Genomic DNA, 18,412 nt, shown 5'->3' on the forward strand with positions numbered 1-18,412 from the left:
CGCTCGACGGCATCCACCCCGCGGCATGTACCCCACGGCACCCACCGATCGCAGCCAGGTACGGAGGCTGTTCGCCGAAGCGGCGCGTCACTAGCATCGGTGCATGGGTCGCGAGAACGCGCACGAGATGGGACATCTCCGCCTGAGGTCCGGGCGGATGGAGGCGTTCAGCGACGGCGTCTTCGCCATCGCGATCACCCTGCTCGTCCTCGAGATCGCGGTGCCCCCGTCGAGCGAAGCCGACCTTCTCGGGGCCCTGTTGCGGGAGTGGCCGTCGTACCTGGCCTACCTGGTGAGCTTCTCGACGATCGGCGCGATCTGGCTCGGGCACGCCCACCTGACGGAGTTCCTCAGCGAGGTGTCGCCGGGGTTCCTCCGCCTCAACCTGATCCTCCTGCTCTTCGTCGGCTTCCTGCCGTTCCCCACGCATCTGCTGGCCGAGAACATGTCGTCACGGGATGCCGAACGGGTGGCGGTCACGCTGTACGGGGTGGTGTTGCTCGTGATCGCCCTGAGCCTCTCGGCACTGTGGCGGTTCGCGCTCGTGGAGAACCTCGTGCGACGGGATCCCGACGACGAGGACATCCAGCTGCTCACGCGCCGCCTCACACCGGGTCTCGCCCTCTATCTCGCCTTCATCCTCGTCGGACTGTTCCTCCCCACTGTGGCGGTCTTCGGTTACATGCTCGTCGCCATCGGGCTGCTCATTCCCACCCGGGCGAAGCGGCGACGGGGCTGAGTCGGCCGTGCTCGTGCTCGGGCGGCGGCCGCAGCGATCGGGTCGCGCGGGTGCTTCTGCCCGACGCGGGCGCAGTTCCACCTGCGCCCGACGAAAAGACCCGCGCGGGCGGTTGGAGGAGGTCATCGGAGTGCCCGGGTGACGGATGCCGCGGCGCCCGTTATCGCTCCGGTGACGACAGCCGTACACTCGGAGCAGTCCGGAATCCCAGACACGCTGACCAAGGGAGGCGCGTGCCCGAGTCGAAAGTGCCGGCGGCGGATGCCACGCTGCGCATCCTCAGCCACCTCGCGGCCCAGCGCGGCCCGGTCGCCGCCGTGTCCATCGCCGCGGCACTCGACCTGCCGCGGTCGACGGTCTACCAACTGCTGGGCGTGCTGCAGGAGCGCGGTTTCGTCGTGCACCTGCCCGAGGCCCGGCGGTACGGGCTCGGGGTTGCGGCGTTCGAACTCTCGGGGGGTTTCGCCCGCCAACAGCCGTTGAGCCGCCTGGGCCACCCGCTGCTCGCCGACCTCGTCGACCGGGTGGGTGAGAGTGCGCACCTCGCCGTGCTGCACGGAAGGGATGTGCTCTACATCGTCGAGGAGCGCGCCCCGCGGCGGCCGCACCTGGTCACCGACGTCGGCGTTCGTCTCCCAGCGCACCTGACGGCGTCCGGCCGGGCGATGCTCGCCCGGCTGCCCCGGCAGCAGGTGCGGGCTTTGTTCCCGGATGCCGCCGCGTTCGTCGATCTCACGGGGAGCGGCCCCACGCGGTACCGTGAGCTGCGCGCGCTGCTCGAGACGGTGGCATCCGACGGATTCGCGACCGAGGATGGTGAGATCACCGAGGGGATGGCGTCCGTCGCCGTCGCGGTGCTCGACCACGTCGGGTGGCCGGCAGCGGCGATCGCCGTCACGTATCCGAGCGAGACGCACGCTGAACAGGGCTCCCTCGTCTCCGCGGTGTCGGCCGCCGCCGCAGAACTATCGCGTCGGATTGGCGGCTGAGCCAGATCCGACGTCAGTGGGAGAGCATCTTCGCCATGCAATAGCTGTGCTTCTCGCCGATGTACCGGCCGAATTGGGGGATCGGGGAGAATCCGCAGCGCGCGTACAGCGACTGGGCCGCGGTGTGGAGTGTTCCCGTTTCGAGCACGATCTGGCGCAGGCCGGCAGAGCGGGCATCGGCTTCCATCCGCGCCAGCAGGCTGGTTGCCACTCCGCGGCCGCGCGCATCAGGGTGCACGAACATCCGTTTGAGTTCGGTCACCGCCACGCCCCATGGAACGAGGGCGGCCATGCCGATCGCATGGCCGCCCTCGTCGCGGGCGACATAGACGGAGATTTCAGGGCGGTCGAGCTCCGCGACATCCAGCAGGAAGTTACTTTCCGGCGGATAGAGGGATTCTGCGAACGCTGTGCCGAGCTGGAGGAGCTGAGCGATGCCATCCCGGCGCGGACTCTCCACTGCAATGGTGAGCGCGCGGCTCACGGTCGGTTTCGAGCTCGTCATGCCGCCAGTCAACCGTGGATCTGTTTCACCACGGTTACGACCGGCTTAACTCTGGAAAGCGGACTGGTCACCGATGGCGAAGCGGACTGCGCCGGCCTCGTCAACTTCGGCGTCGAGGATCTTGTCGTTGAGCACGACGGCAGCGTTCTCCTCAAGGAAGACGCGGGCGCCGCCGACCTCGACGACTTCGTCCTGCGGCTCGGGTGACGCGGCGACGGCAACCGCGAGGTCGACGCTCTCCGCGGCGGGGCTGGAGATGCGGAGGCCGCTCTGTTCGGTGCCGGCGGTCTGGGTGGTGATAGTCCGAACGATGGTGCTTGCGTTCTCGGTGAGGGTGAGCATGTGCTTCCTTCCGGTTGGCGAATGAAGTGTCCCACCTTTCCGAACCCGGCCGGGGTTCTCAACATTCGGCCCGGGTTCGGAGCTTATTCACATGTGGGGCTTAACCGGCGGATGCCTCCCCGCCGTGGCGAGGAGGCATCCGTTTTGTAATCCGTTCGGCTTACGCCGCCCGGCGCGAGTTGCGCGTGATCAGTCCGTAGATGAGGAGGACGACGATGGCGCCAGCGATAGCGACCAACCAGGTCTGGATGCTCCAGAACTCCTCGAGACCGACGCCGAAGAGTAGGGAACCGAGCCAGCCACCAAGGAGCGCGCCTACGACGCCGAGGAGCAGTGTGATGAACCACCCACCGCCTTGCTTGCCAGGAAGGATGGCCTTTGCGATCGCACCAGCGATCAGACCGAGTAGAAGAAACGCGAGGAAGCTCAAAGCTCCACCTCCATTTGTTCAAGAACGTCCCGAGCCCGGGACTCGGGTTCGCCGCCGGGTTAGGCGGGTGTAACCGAATAATACTCCGGTGTACCCCCATTCTGGGGATTTGCCGCGAATCCGTGACCTGGCGAGTCGATATTGCCCAATTGCGTGACAGGGCTGCTGGGTTCGGGTAATGTTGCGGGGTCGGCTCTGGACACCGCGGGATGTACTGCGGAAGGGTTTTGTAAGTCTGGTGGGCCGGTTGTACTACGCGATAACGCGTATGTATTCACACGATGTGAAACGGTCCCGGCCATCGACTGCTCGGGTATGAGAATGCCGCGGTTACTGCTGCGCGCGCTTGCGATTCATGCATGACTAAAAACCCGGAAAGTACTATGCCTAAGAACAGCAAACCGGCCGGCGGACGACCCGCTAAGAACTTCGATCCCGGCTACGCCCGCAAGAGCGGCGGTCCGGCAGGGAGCCGTAGCGCGGGACACCGCGGCTACCGCCCGGTCGACGGCGACGCGCCCAAGAAGGCTCGCTGGAACGCCGATGAGCGTGCCGCACGCCGTCACTCCGACGAACCGCGCGAACAGCGCGCCCCCCGCGACGAGCGTTATGACGCCCCGGCCGCGCGCAACACCGATCGCCCGGCGTACAACCGCGGTGAGAACCGCCCGGACCGGAACGAGCGTCCCGCGTACAACCGTGGCGAGAATCGCCCGGACCGGAACGAGCGTACCGAGCGCACCGAGCGTCCCGCGTACAACCGTGGCGAGCGGAACGAGCGTCCTGCGTACAACCGTGGTGAGAACCGCCCGGAGCGCACCGAGCGTCCCGCGTACAACCGTGGCGAGCGGAACGAGCGTCCTGCGTACAACCGTGGCGAGAACCGCCCGGAGCGCACCGAGCGTCCTGCGTACAACCGTGGCGAGCGCACGGAGCGTCCCGCGTACAACAGTGGCGAGCGCACCGAGCGTCCTGCGTACAACAGCGGCCGCCCGACCTTCACCCGCGGCGAGCGGATCGAGCGACCGTCGACCGGTCGCACCTCCGCAGGCCGTGACGATCGCCCGCAGCGCTCGTTCAGTGACCGTCCGGAGCGCGGTTCGTACAACCGCGACGACCGCGGGCCCCGCAAGGAGTTCGGCAACGACCGTCCCCGTCGTGACGCCGGCGAGAAGAACTTCTACCCGAACCGCGACGCCAAGGGCAACTTCACGCCCGAAGACGACGTCGTGCTCGAGCGTCTCGAAGCGCAGGCAACCCTCGCGACCGATGTCGTCGGCGTGAGCTTCACCGACCTCGGCCTCGGCGGCAACATCGTCGCCGCGCTCGCCGAGCTCGGTGCCCCGAGCCCGTTCCCGATTCAGGCAGCGACCATCCCCGACGTCATCGCCGGCAAGGACGTTCTCGGCCGCGGCCGCACCGGCTCCGGCAAGACGATCGCCTTCGGCGCTCCGCTCGTCGAGAAGCTGATGGAGAACGGCGGCGGCAAGAAGCGCGCCATGGGCCGCAAGCCCCGCGCCCTCATCCTCGCGCCGACCCGTGAACTGGCCCTCCAGATCGACCGCACCGTGCAGCCGATCGCCCGCAGCGTCGGCCTGTTCACCACGCAGATCTACGGCGGTGTGCCGCAGGCTCGTCAGGTGGGCGCCCTCCAGCGCGGCGTCGACATCATCGTCGGAACCCCCGGCCGGATCGAAGACCTCATCGAGCAGGGTCGCCTCGACCTCTCCGAAGTCACGATCACCGTCCTCGACGAGGCCGACCACATGTGCGACCTCGGCTTCCTCGAGCCGGTCCAGCGGATCCTCCGCCTGACCGCTCCCGGTGGGCAGAAGCTGCTCTTCTCGGCGACCCTCGACAAGGGTGTCGCCTCGCTCGTCAAGGAGTTCCTCCCGAAGCCGTCCGTCCACGAGGTCGCCGGTGAAGACCAGGCCTCGGCGACGATCGACCACCGTGTTCTCGTGGTCGAGCACCGCGACAAGGACCGCCTCATCGAGGAACTCGCCAACCGCGACGAGAAGACCCTCATCTTCTCGCGCACCCGTGCGTACGCCGAGCGTCTCGCCGACCAGCTGGAGGACGCCGGCATCCGTGCCGTGTCGCTTCACGGTGACCTCAACCAGGCCCGCCGCACCCGTAACCTCGCACAGCTCACCTCCGGGCGAGTGAACGTGCTGGTGGCGACAGACGTCGCTGCGCGTGGCATCCACGTCGACGACATCACCCTGGTGATCCAGGCCGACGCTCCCGACGAGTACAAGACCTACCTGCACCGTTCGGGCCGCACGGGCCGCGCCGGCAAGGAGGGAATGGTTGTCACGCTCATCCCGAAGGCACGCCAGCGCCGGATGACGGACCTCCTCGGCCGCGCCGAGATCGAGGCCGACTACGTCAACGCGCGCCCCGGCGATGAGATCGTCGAAGAGATCGCCGGTCGCATGACCAACGCGAAGCTCACGCGCTAACACGCAGCTGCAACCGGAACACCCGTTCCGGGCGAAACCACCCGCTACGCCGGATGCTTTCGTCCGGGGCGGGTGTTTTCGCGTTCGGGACGCCGGATGCCGTTACTCGCGTTCTGCTGCGCCGCCGTCATGGAGCAGGGCGTGGGTGAGTTGCGCGCTGAGCCACGACGTGTACTCGGTATCACTCCAGCCGAGGTAGGACACGAGGCCCTCATAGTTCGCCTGAGCACACAAAGCCCACAGGATGTCGGCCGCCCGGCCGGCCGAAACGTCCTCGCGCAGGGCGCCACGCTCGAGAAGCAGGTCGGCGAAGCCCTGAAGTCCTCGCCGGCGCTGCGCCGCGTGCTGTTCCCGGAGTCCCTGGAGCATGCTGTCGGAAGCGGCCGCCTCGTCGAGTACGCGCAACAAGGGGCCCACCCGGCTCCACACTCCTGGTTGCGTTGCGACGTACGCTTCGATCTGGCGCCGCGGGTCGTTTTCTTCGATTACTCTCCGGATGCCGGGACGCTCCTCGACGGGCACGGCCGAGCGCTTCACCCCGCCGGCGAGCGCCGCCTGCACTGCGGCTTCGAGCAAGCCTGCCTTCCCGGCGGCGGATCGGTACACCGTCTCCACGGCCACTCCGGCGGATGCCGCGATAGCCGGGATCGTCGCGCCGGCGTATCCGTGGGCAAGGAACTCTTTTGCGGCTGCCTCGACGATCGCCACCCGGGTCTGGGCGGCTCGCTCCCGACGCAGGGTTGCGTCGTAGCGACGACGGGGGCTTGTTTTCTCTGACATTGGAGAGAATGATAGTGGCATCAATACGGTGATAGCAGGGGGACACGCCAGAATTCACACCACAGAGGAGCGGAATATGAACGACCAACTGGTCGAGCAGCAGCGAGGAATCAAGGAACAAGCGCGCCGTGTGCTCGAAGAGGCGTTCCCGAACAACGATGACAACCTCTTGCGGGAACTGGTCAGCGACACGTTCGTCAACCACGAGGCACCCCCGGGGACGCCGCCAGGGCTCGGAGGAATCAGCTTCTACATGCACATGCTGGCGGCGGCGTTCTCCGACCAGCGGTGGGAGATCCACAAGGTGCTGGCCGAAGGCGACACGGTGGTCATGTACTGCACGCACAGCGGTCGGCACACCGGCGACTTCTTCGGGGTGCCGGCCACCGGGCGCGCCTTCGCCTACAAGCAGATGCACATGGTTCGCGTCGTGGACGGCAAGGGCGTCGAGCACTGGGCGGTCCGCGACGACGCGTCACTGATGCGTCAGCTCACCGAGGGGAATGGCTTGTCTGCGAGACCTTGACGCGTCCACGGAGGTCAGCTCAGAACAGCATCGGCTGTTCCGTCGCCGGCAGGATGCGGGCACCGGTGGAACCGTCGTCGCTCGCGAATGCGACGCGCTCGCCCGCGTCGTTGCGGAGCATCCCGAGCGCCTTCGACCGGATACCACCCGTCGACGGGTCTTCGCGACCGCGCTCCAGCCCGTGGGCGCGGATGAGCGGCGAGATCCTCGCCGCGAGCCAGCTGCGATACTCCTTCGGTGCGTACTGACCGCGGGCGTAGAGCGCGGTGTATTTCGGGACCAGTTCCGGATGCTGTCGCTCCAGCCAGTGCATGAACCACGGCTTCACGCCGGGTTTGAGGTAGAGCGAGGTGAACAGGACGCTCGTGCCCCCGGCGTCCTTCACGCGGCGAAGCGCTTCGTCGAGGTGTGCCTTCGTGTCGGTGAGGTAGGGCAGGATCGGCATCAGGAAGACGCTGCAGTCCAGCCCTGCGTTGCGGACCGCAGTGACGGTGGCGAGCCGGGCCTTTGCCGACGGGGTGCCCGGCTCGATCGACTTCTGCAGTTCGTCGTCATAGATCGCGATGGACATGGCCAGGTCGACGGGAATTGTCTGGGCAGCCTCTGCGAACAGGGGGAGGTCGCGCCGGAGCAGTGTGCCCTTGGTGAGGATCGACAGCGGAGTGCCCGACCGGGCGAGCGCGTCGATGATGCCCGGCATGAGGGCGTAGCGCCCTTCTGCCCTCTGGTATGGGTCGGTGTTGGTGCCGAGGGCGACGGGGAACTGCCCCCAGCTCGGCTTCGCCAGCTCTTTGGCGAGCACGTCGGCGACGTTGATCTTCACGACGACCTGGTTGTCGAAGTCGGCGCCGGCGTTGAAGTCGAGGTAGGTGTGGGTGGGGCGGGCGAAGCAGTTGTGGCTCACGACGCCGTTGGCGATGAAGTCACCCGTTCCGGTGGTGATGTCGATCATGTCGATCTCTTCGCCCAGGTCGTCGATGGCCACGACCTGGAGCTTCGCGTCTGAGGCGACTTCCGAGTTCTCAATCGTGTTCTCAATCGCGTTCTCAATCGAAGTCACCCTGCTGAGACCCTGGATCCCTAGCCCCGCGAGGCCCGTGTCGAGGGTCAGGTACGGGCGTTGTGTTCCATCCCCCGCCGGCCTGACGTATTTCCAGCCGCGCTCCGTGAGGAACCGGTGGTCCCCGCTCGCGACAATCTCGGTGCCATCAGCGAGGGTGATGCGGTAGGCGCGTTTGATGGTGGCCCAGGAGGCGAGGACGGTGGTGGCAACGTAACGCCGATAGCGGCCCTCGGTCCGCGTGCCCATGATCTCGTCGCCGACCTTCACTGATTTCAACGGTTTCTGCCGTCCATCGGCCATGAGGATGAGCGTGTCGGGATCGAGGCAGTACACACAGGCGTGGCTGCAGCCGCGGTACGGGTTGATCGTCCAGCCGAAGGGCATCTGCGACTGCCGCGGAACCCGGTTGAGCGCGGACTTCGCCAGCACCTCGTGGAACGTCACACCGGCGAACTCGGGCGTCTGCACGCTGCGCACCAGGTTGTTGAGTTTCGCAAGCCCTGGCAGCGCGGAGGGTTCCTCCGTGCCGAGCTGCTGTCCATCCCACCGCATGGAGCAATTAGAACATAGATTCGAACGGAGCCGGGGAGAATCGCCCACCTGTGAACAAAACGGTCCCGTGAACCTCCGGGGAGGCGGCGTACGATTTCTGGTGCGAAGCGCTCTCAGAGTCCGCGCCGCTCAGTTCAGCCGAGCCGCGAGCATCAGCAGTCCGGCCCCGACCAGCCAGAACACACCGACGAAAACGGCGTCCCGCGGCCGTAACGGCAGGAGGTGCCGCTCCGTCCGCGTGGGGTACGCCCCGAACGCACGCGAGTCCATCGCGAACGAGACCCGCTCGGCATGGCGGATCGCGCCCGCGAGCAGCGGAACGACGTACCCGAAGGCACGACGGATGCCGGCAATCGGTCCGCGTCCCCCTGCGACCCCCCGCACGCGGTGGGCCTGCCGGATGAGGTCGAGGTCGTGCCGGAACCGCGGCACGAACCGGTACGCCGCGAGGGCCGTATAACCGACACGGTATGGCACGCGCAGGTGCTGGACCGAGGCGCGGACGAGCTCCGGTCCGGTGGTGGTCAGCCCCGGGATGAGCGCGAGCGCCAGGACGGCGCCGAGCCGCAGGGCCGTCGCCAGACCGATCAGCCAGGCGCCGAGGAAGAACCGGTACTCGCCGACCTGGAAGACGAGAGGCGTCGTGTCGACGAGCGAGGCATCCGTCCACAACCCGAAGCTGAACGACAGCACCAGCACAAGGGCCGGCAACCCGACCACGAGCAGGACCGCCTGGCGCGGGGTCAGCCGGGCGCCGATCAGGATCGTGACGATCGCGAACACGAGGAACAGCAGCGGCGTCCACACCTCACGGGCCACCAACAGCACGGCCATGAACGGCAGCGGGGCGGCGAGCTTCGACAGCGGGTTCAGCCGATGGAGGAAGAATCGTGGCGGCGCCGTCACCGCCGCGTACGGGTCGGCTGTCATGCCGGGCTCCCCGGCAGGTCGGCCATGCGGGTGACCGATCGCCACGACGCGTGGTTCTCGACAGTGCGCATCGCGCGCGCCAGGGGTGGCAGGCGCAGCCCGGCGCGGTCGATCAGCTCCTCATCGCCGAGGATCTGGGCCGTCGGGCCGAAAGCCAGCAGGCGTCCGGAAGCGAGCACGGCGACGGAGGACGCGTACTCGGCGACGAGCTGCAGGTCGTGGGTGGCGGCAACAACCGTCCGCCCGCCCCGATTGAGCGCGGCGAGGAGCGCCAGCAACTCGTCCGCGCGCTCCCGGTCCTGGCCGAAGGTGGGCTCGTCGAGGATCAGCACAGGCGCGCCGGTGACGAGCGCCGTGCCGACCGACAGCCGGCGCTTCTGTCCACCTGAGAGCAGGAACGGATGCGCGTTGCGAAGCTCGGTGAGGCCGAACCGATCGAGGATCCCGGTGACGGCCGCCTCGATGCCGGCGGCGTCGAGCGACGCACCGGTCAGCCGCAACCCGTGCGCAAGTTCGTCTTCCACGGTGTTCTCGAGAAACTGGTGCTCCGGGTTCTGAAAGACAAAACCGATGTGCGCGGCCAGGGCACGCACATCGCTCGTCGCCGGGTCGAGGCCTCCGACGCTGATCCGGCCGCGCGGCGGCGCGACGACGCCGGCGATCGCCTGCACGAGGGTGGTCTTGCCCGCACCGTTGGTCCCGATGACCGCGGTGAAGTCGCCTTCGGCGATGTCGAGCGAGACGGCATCCAGCAACCTGCTCTTACCGCGAACGACGCTGAGGTCCCGTACCCGGATGGCGACTTCCGTGGCGCGACGAACCGACGCGGGAGTGACCGGCTCGGGGAGCGAACGGATGCGGTCGAGCGCGGCCGCGAGCTCCCCGCCGGTCAGCGGAAGCGGGTTGACGTGCACCCCGGCGTGGTGGAGCCGCAGCGCCGCGAGGGTCGCGACGGGCAGCCAGACGCCGAGCGCCGCGACCTGATTCGCACGCTCGACGAGCACCTCCCGGGTCGGACCGTCGAGCGCCACCCGGCCGACCCGGTCGAGGACGATCACCCGGTCGACGAGCTCGATCGCGGCGTCGAGGTTGTGTTCGATGAGCAGGATCGACCGGTCCCCGTGGGAGACCAGGCTGCGGAGCACCGCGTAGACCTCGTCGATGCCGACCGGGTCGAGGTTGGCGGTGGGCTCGTCGAGCACGAGCAGCGGCGACTCCATGGCCAGGGCACACGCGATGGCCAGGCGCTGGCGTCCGCCGCCGGAGAGCAGGTCGGGGTTCTCGGCCCGGCGTTCCCAGAGCCCGACCGCACGGAGCGAGTCTTCGGCGCGTGCGAGAACCACCGCGACCGGGAGTCCCAGGTTCTCAGGGCCGAAACACACCTCGTCGAGCACCGATCCCGTGACGATCTGCGCATCGGGGTCCTGGAAGACCATGGCGACCTTCTCGGAGAGCTGCGCCACCGTGGCATCCGCCGTGTCGATGCCGCCGGCGCTGACCGTGCCGGTCAGGCGGGCGGGAACGGCGTGCGGCACCAGCCCGTTGAGCGCGAGGGCAAGGGTGGATTTGCCGCAGCCGGACGGGCCGAGCAGCAGCACGACCTCGCCCGGGGCGATGTCGAAAGAGACGCCGTCCGGGGTGTTCCCGGTGCGTCCATCGTGGCGGATGCGCACGTCGCGCACGCGCACGGGCAGACCCGTTCGAACGTCCATCCCCGTCAGCGGCTCACGCCGCGACCATCAGCGCATTCGTGGTTTCCGAGCGGCCGGCCCGACGGTCGATCTCGTGCTGCAGGCCGCGAGCCACCCCGGTCTTGTCGAGCCGGTCGGCGATGATCCGGCCCAGCCAGGTGACGATCACGGGGCTGACGGCGAACAGCGCGAAGTAGACGAGGTTCGCCCAGCCGGCGAAGCTGCTGAGGCCGATGACCACGAAGACGCCGAAGCCCAGGATGAGGCCGGCGACCGTAGCGGCCAGGTAAAAGATCCATGCTCGCCAGTAGCGGTACCGGGTGATGAGGAACGGCAGTTCCTGGAGCACTCCGATGGCCAGCCCGGCGCCGAGGTAGCGAAAGAACCACTGCGGGCTGAACGCGGCAGCCACGAGCCCGGCGAAGAGACCCGTCAGCAGCGCAACCCCGCCACGTCGCAGCAGCGACTGCGCGATGACACCCGGGAGGAAGTAGATCCCGACGAGCAACCCGTACGCGATGGGGAGCGTGGCGGCGACGAGCCCCTGGACGTACCCGCTCGCCACGAAGACCAGCCCGCCAGCAACACCGATGGCGGCGCAGGTGAGGAGGAGCCGTGTGCTGGTGTTTCGCATGGGCGCTCTCTACGTATCGGTCGATGTGTTCCGGGCGACGCTGCACTCCTCAATTTAGTTGAGGCGTGCCTCATTCCCAAGGGCGGGGTCGGTCAGGGGCGGCGACGGCGCGGGGTGAGCCGCACGGTGGGCAGCGGGGGAGCGGGGATCCGTTCGCCGCCGTGGCCGTCGACCAAGCCGAACCGGTCGCTTCCACGCTCCCAGTCCTCGCGGGCGGCCACGATCTCATCGTGGCTGCGGCCGACGAAGTTCCACCACATGACGAGTTCCTCCCCGAACGGGATGCCGCCGAGCAGGACGAAGCGGGCGCCATCGCTGCTCGACACGGTGAGGCGTTCCCGTCCGATGCCGAGGTAAAGCAGTGGGCCGCTGGGCAGGGAATGCCCGGCGACGTCGAGCGAACCGGAGATCACCATCACCGCGTATTCGAAAGAGGCGTCGAGCGGAATCGTGACCTCCGCGCCCGCGTCGAGAACGGCATCCGCCCCCATCAGCGGCGTGAAGATCGTCGCATCCGACTCGACGTTCCCGAGCCTGCCGACGAGGACCGACGCCGAAAGGCCGTCGGTTTCGTAGACGGGGAGATTCGTGTGTCGCTCGAAGAACGGGTCGACCGCGGCCATCTCACGGGGAAGGGCCACCCAGAGTTGCAGGCCCCGCAACGGCGACTGAAGGTCGCCGATCGAGAATTCAGAATGGGCGATGCCGTAGCCGCTGGTCATGATGTTGAGTTCGCCCGGCGTCACGGCAACATCGGAGCCGACGCTGTCGCGGTGCCGGATGCTGCCCTCGATCGGCCAGGTCACCGTCTGCAGCCCGGTGTGCGGATGCGGCAGCACCCGCATGCGGGACTCGTCGTCATCGAAACGGTCGAGGAAGCACCACGCGCCCACCATGGGCAGCTCCCGCTGCGGAAGCGATCGGTGCACCAGGATTCCCCGGATGCCGCCCAGGGGCACCTCGCGCGCCTCCAGCAGGCGGGTGGCCGGCCCGTCCTGATCGATCCGGTGGCAGCTGCTCTCGGCGACCGGCGCGTCGAACCGGGTCATGAGGGCACCCGTTTCGGCAGGTCGAGGTGGTCGTCGAACTCGTGATGGCTCTCGAGGTACTCCCGGATGAACGGACAGACCGGGACGATCCGCTTGCCCCGGTCGACCGTGTCCTGCAGCACGAACGCTGCGAGCTTCGTGCCGAGGCCCCTGCCGCCGAACGCCTCGTCGACGATCGTGTGGAGAAACGTCACCTGGGTCTCCGACTCACGGAAGGTGGCGACCCCGGCCAGGGTCTGGCCCAGCCACATCTCGTAACGGCGTTCGGCGTCGTTACGCAACAGCCGCGGTTCCTGTTCTGCAGTCACAGTGCGTGCTCCGTCCCGCTTTTCGGTGAGTCTTCTCCTCAACCTCTCTCCGGCTCATTTTATTCGCATGCATGGATTTATGCGAGGGCGAGCATCCCCGCGGCGACGAGGGCGAGGGCCAGTCCGACCCACTGCACCGGGGCGATCCGTTCCCGCAGCACGATGGCGGCGAGGAGGATGGTGCCTGCCGGGTACATCGCCGTCAGGACGCTCATCACGCTGAGGTCGCCGAGGCGGATTCCGATCAGCAGGAGAGCGTTCGCGAGGGCGTCGACGACGCCGCAGGCGACCGCGAGGGCGAGCCCCGGCTTCCACCCGGTGCTGATCGGCGCGGAACCGTGCGCGGTGGCCTGGTGCAGAACCTCCGCCGCATCCTCGTGGATCGTCTCAGGCACGCGCGTTCGCGCGGCCCGGCGGCCGAGAAGCCACAGCACCCCGACGGTCGTGAACATCAGCGTGGCGTTGACCGTGCGGTTCATCACGAGGGGCACCAGCCCGGAGTCGTCTGGTGTCTGGTCAATGAGGATCATGAACCCGCCGATCATCGCCCCGGAGCCGATCGCCATGAGGATTCCCCTGAGGTTTGGCCGCACCGCTCCCTTCTCCGGAACGAATCCGACGAGGATGACGGCGATGAGGGCGAGCCCGAGCGCCAGGGAGCCGACCACGCCGAGGCGTTCCCCGCTGAGAAGGCCCCAGGTCATCGGGACGATCGCGGAGACGACAGCGGTGAGCGGCGAGAGGATGCTCATCGGCCCGATGGCGAGGCACGCGTACAGCAGCGAGATGGCGAGGGCACCGGTGACGCCCGACAGCGCGCCCCAGAACACAGCCTCCGCCGACCAGGCCCCGAATCCGAGGGCGAGCACGAGCAGCAGTCCTACAAGTCCAGCTGCGGCCGCGACAGCGGTGACCCGGATCGGACTGATGCGCTTCGACGCCAGCCCGCCGAGAAAGTCGGCCGCCCCGAAAATGAGCGCGCCGGTGAGTCCGATGAGAACGGTGAGCATGGGGATCAGCGTATCGTCGGCCACCGATCCGGCTGGGCGTCCGCTCCGAAGTACAGTGGAAGCGACAGGAGAACGACATGCAGGCACGACGAACACGGGTGGTACGCGGTGTCCTCGCCGCGGCCGTGGCGACCTTCGCGGCCGCGTTTTCGCACGGCGTCGCCTCCGGAGAAGCCCCGAGTGTGCTGGCGCTCGCCGTGGCATCCGTTCTCGCTCTCACGTTCTGCGTCGCTCTGGCCGGCCGGTCGAGCCCGCTGCGGCTGACGCTCGCCGTCGTCGTCAGCCAGGCCGCGTTCCACGCACTCTTCGCCGCGCTTCCGGTGACGACGGGCACGGCAACCCAGGCAGCTCACCACGGCATGATCTCGTTGACCACGGATGCCGTGACGCATGCGCACGCGTCGACCGACGTCGGCATGTGGCTGGGCCACGCTGCGGCCGCCGTGGTCACCGTCGTCTCCCTGCTGCACGGCGAGCGGGTGATCTCCGCGATCGGCGCCACCCTCGGACTCGCCTTCCTGGCACTGATCACCGCGATCGCCGCACGTCCGGTCGCCACGCCCGGTGCGCCGGTGCCGGCCTGGTTGCCGCCGTCGGCCGTCTCGACGGCGCTGCTGCCGTTCTCGGCGAACCGGCGCGGCCCGCCGCTTGCCGGACGCACACTGACGTTCGCCTAGACCCCCTGCGGTCACCTGTTCATTCCTCGGCCCGGTCGCCTTCGGCCCGCCGTGTACTTACTCTGTCTTAAGGACTACTCCGATGTCTTCGTTCCTTTCTTCTGCCGGCCGCCAGCCTGCCGGCCGTTCCCGTCCCGTCGCCGCCGGCGTTCTCACCGGCATTCTCGCCGGCACGGCCCTCGCTCTCGCCGCACCCCTGGCCGCTGTCGCCCACGTCGGGGTGACCCCGTCGTCGACGGCGGCCGGGTCGACCACTCAGCTCACCTTCGCCGTCGGCCACGGCTGCGAGGGCTCGGCAACCACCGGCCTCACCTTCACCATTCCCGAGGAGATCGTTTCGGTCACTCCGACGGTGCACCCGAACTGGACCGCGGAAAAGGTGCTCGTCGATCTGGCCCAGCCGATCACCGACGCGCACGGCAACTCGCTGGTGCAGCGGGTCGGGCAGGTCGTCTACACGGCCAACACGCCGCTCGAGGACGGGTTCCGTGACACCGTCACCCTGCAGCTCACGCTGCCGGCTGACGCTAACGGCTCGACGCTGGCGTTCCCGGTGCTCCAGACCTGTGAGGTCGGCGAAACCGACTGGAACCAGGTCGCCGATGAAGGGCAGGACCCGCATGACCTCGATCACCCGGCGCCTGCCGTGGACGTGACCGCGGCCGTGGTGGACCACGCCGCCCCGGTTGTCGGGGCTGAGCTCTCAGCCAGCGCGGCATCCGGCCGCACGACCGTGGCGGAACCCGATCTCGTCGCCCGCGGCCTCGGCCTGGCCGGCCTCGTCGCCGGAGTCGCCGCCATTCTCTTCGTCCTGTTCTTCCGCCGCCCTGCCGCACGGGTGGCGGCACCGTCGAAGGGCTCGGACTCATGAACCTCCGCACGCTGATCGGCCTCGGCGGCATCGCCGGCATCGCGCTCGCCGCCCTGGTCGGAACCGCTCCCGCCCAGGCCCACAACGCCTTTGTCTCGTCGACCCCGGTTGCGGGATCTGTCGTGACCGAGCAGCCGGGCCTGTTCGTGATCACGACGAGTGACGCTCTGCTCGATTTGGGCCTAGACAGCAGCCGGACGTACCTGCAGGTGCGCGGCCCCGGCGCCGCCCAGCTCTACTACGGGGACGGATGCGCCACCGTCGACGGGGCCAGCATCACCATGCCCGTGCAGCTCGGCGAGCCTGGCGAATACACCGTGGCGTGGGGGGTCGTGTCGGCAGACGGGCACCCCATCACCAGCGCAGACCCCGGCGCCAGCGACATCGCCTTCACATGGCAGCCGGCCGACGGACAGGAACTGGGCGGAGGCTATTCAGCGCCCCCGACCTGCGGCGAGGCGCCCGCCGAGGGTGAGACCCCGGCTCCCGATGAGAGCGCCGCACCGGCCGCACCGGCCGCACCGGCCGAGACAGCAACCAGCACACCTGCCGCCGACACGGACGAGGCGTCGACAGCGGCAGCCGACATCCTCTGGATCGGTGCCGGGCTGGGCGTCCTCGTTCTCGCGGCCGCCGTGATCCTGCTCGTCGCGCGGTCGCGGACCCGGTCAGCCGACGGTGCCGACACGGCATCCGGCCCCGGCGACCCGCCGGTCGCGCCCTGACCCCCAGCCGCACGCGCGGACGGCCAGCGCGCGTGCGGCTCACCTTTCGATTCGCTGGTGGGCAATTCGCTGGTGGGCAATTCGCTGGTGGGCAATTCGTCGGTTGGCAATTCGTCAGTTGTCAGGGGCGCAGGCTATCGTTCGTCAGGTGACAACCGCCCCACTGCCCAGCCCGACCGCACCGGTCCGTCCCAGCGCGGCCGACGTGCTCTCTCGCGTCTTCGGGTTCGACTCCTTCCGGGGCGAACAGCAGGCCATCGTCGACCAGGTCGTCGCGGGCGGCGACGCCGTCGTGCTCATGCCGACCGGCGGGGGCAAGAGCCTCTGCTACCAGGTGCCGTCGATCGTGCGCGAAGGCACCGGGGTTGTCATCTCGCCGCTGATCGCCCTCATGCAGGATCAGGTCGACGCCCTCCTCGCCGTCGGCGTCAGCGCCGCGTTCCTCAACTCGACCCAGTCACCCGAGGAACGTGACCGGGTCGAACGCGCGTACCTCGCCGGAGAACTCGACCTTCTCTACGTCGCGCCCGAGCGGCTCGGCTCCGAGTCCACCAAGCGATTCCTCGCGAACGGCCGGATCGCCCTCTTCGCCATTGACGAGGCCCACTGTGTCTCCCAGTGGGGTCACGACTTCCGCCCCGACTACCTCAGCCTCGGCGACCTGGCCGAACGCTGGCCCGACGTGCCGCGGATCGCCCTGACCGCCACAGCGACGGATGCCACGCACCGCGAGATCACCGACCGGCTCCACCTGCACAACGCCCGCCACTTCGTCGCCAGCTTCGACCGGCCGAATATCCAGTACCGGATCGTTCCGAAGAACGAGCCCCGCAAGCAGCTCGTCGAGTTCATCCGCAAAGAGGGGGCCGGCCAGGCCGGCATCGTCTACGCGCTCAGCCGCAACACCGTGGAGAAGACTGCGGCTCACCTGCAGGCGAACGGGATCACCGCGCTGCCGTACCACGCCGGACTCGACGCCTCCCTGCGGCAGAGGACACAGTCACGGTTCCTCCGGGAAGACGGCATCGTCATCGTCGCCACGATTGCGTTCGGGATGGGAATCGACAAGCCCGACGTCCGGTTCGTGGCACACATTGACCTGCCCAAGAGCGTCGAAGGGTACTACCAGGAGACGGGGCGCGCGGGGCGTGACGGAGACGCATCCGTCGCCTGGCTGGCGTACGGGCTCCAGGACGTCGTCCAGTTGCGTCGGATGATCGACGATTCGCCAGGCGACCTCGCCCACCGCAGGCGCATGGCGGCGCACCTCGACGCCATGCTCGCGCTCTGCGAAACGGTCGAGTGCCGCCGCCGCAACCTGCTCAGCTACTTCGGCCAGCCCTCTGAGGCATGCGGAAACTGTGACACCTGCCTCGACCCGCCGGCCGTCTGGGACGGAACGATCCCCGCCCAGAAGCTCCTCTCGACGATCGTGCGGCTGAAGCGCGAACGCAACCAGGAGTTCGGTGCCGGGCACCTCATCGACATCCTTCGCGGCAAGACCACGCCGCGCACCACGCAGTGGTCGCACGAGACGCTCGCCACCTGGGGCATCGGGGTCGACCTCAGCGAGCAGCAATGGCGCGGAGTGGTCCGCCAGCTCCTGGCCAAGCGGCTGCTCGCCACCCGCGGAGAATACGGAACGCTCGGGCTCACCGACGAAAGCGCCGACGTCCTGTCCGGCGGGCTGACCGTGCCGATGCGCAACGAGCCCGAGCGCAAGGCCTCGGTCGGAGCGGCCCGGAAGGCAGCCGTCGCCGATCTCGCCCCGGCGGATGCCGGGCTGTTCGAAGCATTGCGCACCTGGCGTGCTGCTGAGGCGAAGGAACAGGGCGTGCCTGCCTACATCGTCTTCGGCGACGCCACACTGCGGGCCATCGCGACGGAGAGGCCGCGGACGTTCGACGACCTCGCCGGTATCAGCGGCATCGGTGAGAAGAAACGCGCGAGTTACGGCGACGCGCTCCTCGGGGTGGTCGCCACGGCGACGGAGAGCGCAGCGGGTTAACGAAAGGCGCTGCGCGGACCCGCAGGTCGGCGCAGCGCCAGGTCTTGGAGGGTCTAACCCTTGCGGGCCTTGTCCTCGCCCTTCGCCTTCTTGTCGAGGCGCTTCTCCTTCAGGGACT

Annotated in this window: 19 protein-coding genes; 8 read left to right on the forward strand and 11 right to left on the reverse strand. The window is 68.3% G+C overall.

Annotated elements, in window-relative coordinates; genetic code table 11:
• The first annotated feature begins 103 nt into the window (after positions 1-103).
• Positions 104-739 (forward strand): TMEM175 family protein, encoded by a 636-nt coding sequence (locus tag ABIE24_RS04170; protein WP_354497110.1) that lies wholly within the window; start codon positions 104-106, stop codon positions 737-739.
• 233 nt (positions 740-972) lie between these two features.
• The gene (locus tag ABIE24_RS04175) at positions 973-1,728 is read left to right on the forward strand and encodes an IclR family transcriptional regulator (protein ID WP_354497112.1); all 756 of its coding nucleotides are present in this window, start codon (positions 973-975) and stop codon (positions 1,726-1,728) included.
• A gap of 13 nt (positions 1,729-1,741) precedes the next feature.
• Here ABIE24_RS04175 and ABIE24_RS04180 read toward each other — a convergent pair whose 3' ends face one another.
• The 3 genes from ABIE24_RS04180 to ABIE24_RS04190 form a co-directional block, all read right to left on the reverse strand.
• Entirely contained in the window at positions 1,742-2,212 is a 471-nt protein-coding gene (locus tag ABIE24_RS04180) for a GNAT family N-acetyltransferase (protein ID WP_354497114.1), read from the reverse strand.
• Positions 2,213-2,278: 66 nt separating this feature from the next.
• Entirely contained in the window at positions 2,279-2,575 is a 297-nt protein-coding gene (locus ABIE24_RS04185) for a Fe-S cluster assembly protein HesB (protein ID WP_354497116.1), read from the reverse strand.
• 160 nt (positions 2,576-2,735) lie between these two features.
• The gene (locus ABIE24_RS04190) at positions 2,736-3,005 is read right to left on the reverse strand and encodes a GlsB/YeaQ/YmgE family stress response membrane protein (protein WP_354497118.1); all 270 of its coding nucleotides are present in this window, start codon (positions 3,003-3,005) and stop codon (positions 2,736-2,738) included.
• A gap of 383 nt (positions 3,006-3,388) precedes the next feature.
• Between ABIE24_RS04190 and ABIE24_RS04195 the strand changes: the two genes are divergently transcribed.
• Positions 3,389-5,470, forward strand: a complete 2,082-nt coding sequence (locus tag ABIE24_RS04195; protein WP_354497120.1) for a DEAD/DEAH box helicase — start codon at positions 3,389-3,391, stop codon at positions 5,468-5,470.
• A gap of 102 nt (positions 5,471-5,572) precedes the next feature.
• On the opposite strand, the gene ABIE24_RS04200 is transcribed toward ABIE24_RS04195, so the two are convergent.
• On the reverse strand, positions 5,573-6,250 hold the full coding sequence (locus ABIE24_RS04200; RefSeq protein WP_354497122.1) for a TetR/AcrR family transcriptional regulator: 678 nt from the start codon (positions 6,248-6,250) through the stop codon (positions 5,573-5,575).
• Positions 6,251-6,326: 76 nt separating this feature from the next.
• Between ABIE24_RS04200 and ABIE24_RS04205 the strand changes: the two genes are divergently transcribed.
• Positions 6,327-6,776 (forward strand): ester cyclase, encoded by a 450-nt coding sequence (locus ABIE24_RS04205; protein ID WP_354497124.1) that lies wholly within the window; start codon positions 6,327-6,329, stop codon positions 6,774-6,776.
• A gap of 19 nt (positions 6,777-6,795) precedes the next feature.
• Here ABIE24_RS04205 and ABIE24_RS04210 read toward each other — a convergent pair whose 3' ends face one another.
• From ABIE24_RS04210 to ABIE24_RS04240, 7 genes are all read right to left on the reverse strand, one after another.
• On the reverse strand, positions 6,796-8,391 hold the full coding sequence (locus ABIE24_RS04210) for an Rv2578c family radical SAM protein (RefSeq protein WP_354497126.1): 1,596 nt from the start codon (positions 8,389-8,391) through the stop codon (positions 6,796-6,798).
• Positions 8,392-8,520: 129 nt separating this feature from the next.
• Complete coding sequence (locus ABIE24_RS04215; RefSeq protein WP_354497128.1) at positions 8,521-9,321, reverse strand: energy-coupling factor transporter transmembrane component T family protein; 801 nt, start codon at positions 9,319-9,321, stop codon at positions 8,521-8,523.
• The gene (locus ABIE24_RS04220; RefSeq protein ID WP_354497130.1) at positions 9,318-11,033 is read right to left on the reverse strand and encodes an ABC transporter ATP-binding protein; all 1,716 of its coding nucleotides are present in this window, start codon (positions 11,031-11,033) and stop codon (positions 9,318-9,320) included. The genes ABIE24_RS04215 and ABIE24_RS04220 overlap by 4 nt, the downstream gene beginning before the upstream one ends.
• Before the next feature lie 13 nt (positions 11,034-11,046).
• Entirely contained in the window at positions 11,047-11,646 is a 600-nt protein-coding gene (locus tag ABIE24_RS04225) for an ECF transporter S component (protein WP_354497131.1), read from the reverse strand.
• 92 nt (positions 11,647-11,738) lie between these two features.
• Complete coding sequence (locus tag ABIE24_RS04230; protein WP_354497133.1) at positions 11,739-12,695, reverse strand: pirin family protein; 957 nt, start codon at positions 12,693-12,695, stop codon at positions 11,739-11,741.
• A complete protein-coding gene (locus ABIE24_RS04235) occupies positions 12,692-13,003 on the reverse strand; it encodes a GNAT family N-acetyltransferase (protein WP_354497135.1) in 312 nt (103 codons plus the stop codon). The genes ABIE24_RS04230 and ABIE24_RS04235 overlap by 4 nt, the downstream gene beginning before the upstream one ends.
• 77 nt (positions 13,004-13,080) lie before the next feature.
• On the reverse strand, positions 13,081-14,013 hold the full coding sequence (locus tag ABIE24_RS04240) for an EamA family transporter (RefSeq protein ID WP_354497137.1): 933 nt from the start codon (positions 14,011-14,013) through the stop codon (positions 13,081-13,083).
• A gap of 77 nt (positions 14,014-14,090) precedes the next feature.
• Here ABIE24_RS04240 and ABIE24_RS04245 point away from each other — a divergent pair, with 77 nt between their 5' ends.
• The 4 genes from ABIE24_RS04245 to recQ all read left to right on the forward strand — a co-directional run bounded on the left by ABIE24_RS04245 (position 14,091) and on the right by recQ (position 18,294).
• Positions 14,091-14,690 (forward strand): hypothetical protein, encoded by a 600-nt coding sequence (locus ABIE24_RS04245; RefSeq protein ID WP_354497139.1) that lies wholly within the window; start codon positions 14,091-14,093, stop codon positions 14,688-14,690.
• Between the two features lie 82 nt (positions 14,691-14,772).
• On the forward strand, positions 14,773-15,561 hold the full coding sequence (locus tag ABIE24_RS04250; protein WP_354497141.1) for a YcnI family protein: 789 nt from the start codon (positions 14,773-14,775) through the stop codon (positions 15,559-15,561).
• Positions 15,558-16,286 (forward strand): copper resistance CopC family protein, encoded by a 729-nt coding sequence (locus ABIE24_RS04255; protein WP_354497143.1) that lies wholly within the window; start codon positions 15,558-15,560, stop codon positions 16,284-16,286. Before ABIE24_RS04250 ends, ABIE24_RS04255 begins: the two co-directional genes overlap by 4 nt.
• A 148-nt stretch (positions 16,287-16,434) precedes the next feature.
• The gene (gene recQ / locus ABIE24_RS04260; protein WP_354497144.1) at positions 16,435-18,294 is read left to right on the forward strand and encodes a DNA helicase RecQ; all 1,860 of its coding nucleotides are present in this window, start codon (positions 16,435-16,437) and stop codon (positions 18,292-18,294) included.
• The last annotated feature ends 118 nt before the right edge of the window (positions 18,295-18,412 follow it).

This window comes from Mycetocola sp. 2940, assembly GCF_040548835.1.
Lineage (GTDB): Bacteria > Actinomycetota > Actinomycetes > Actinomycetales > Microbacteriaceae > Mycetocola_A.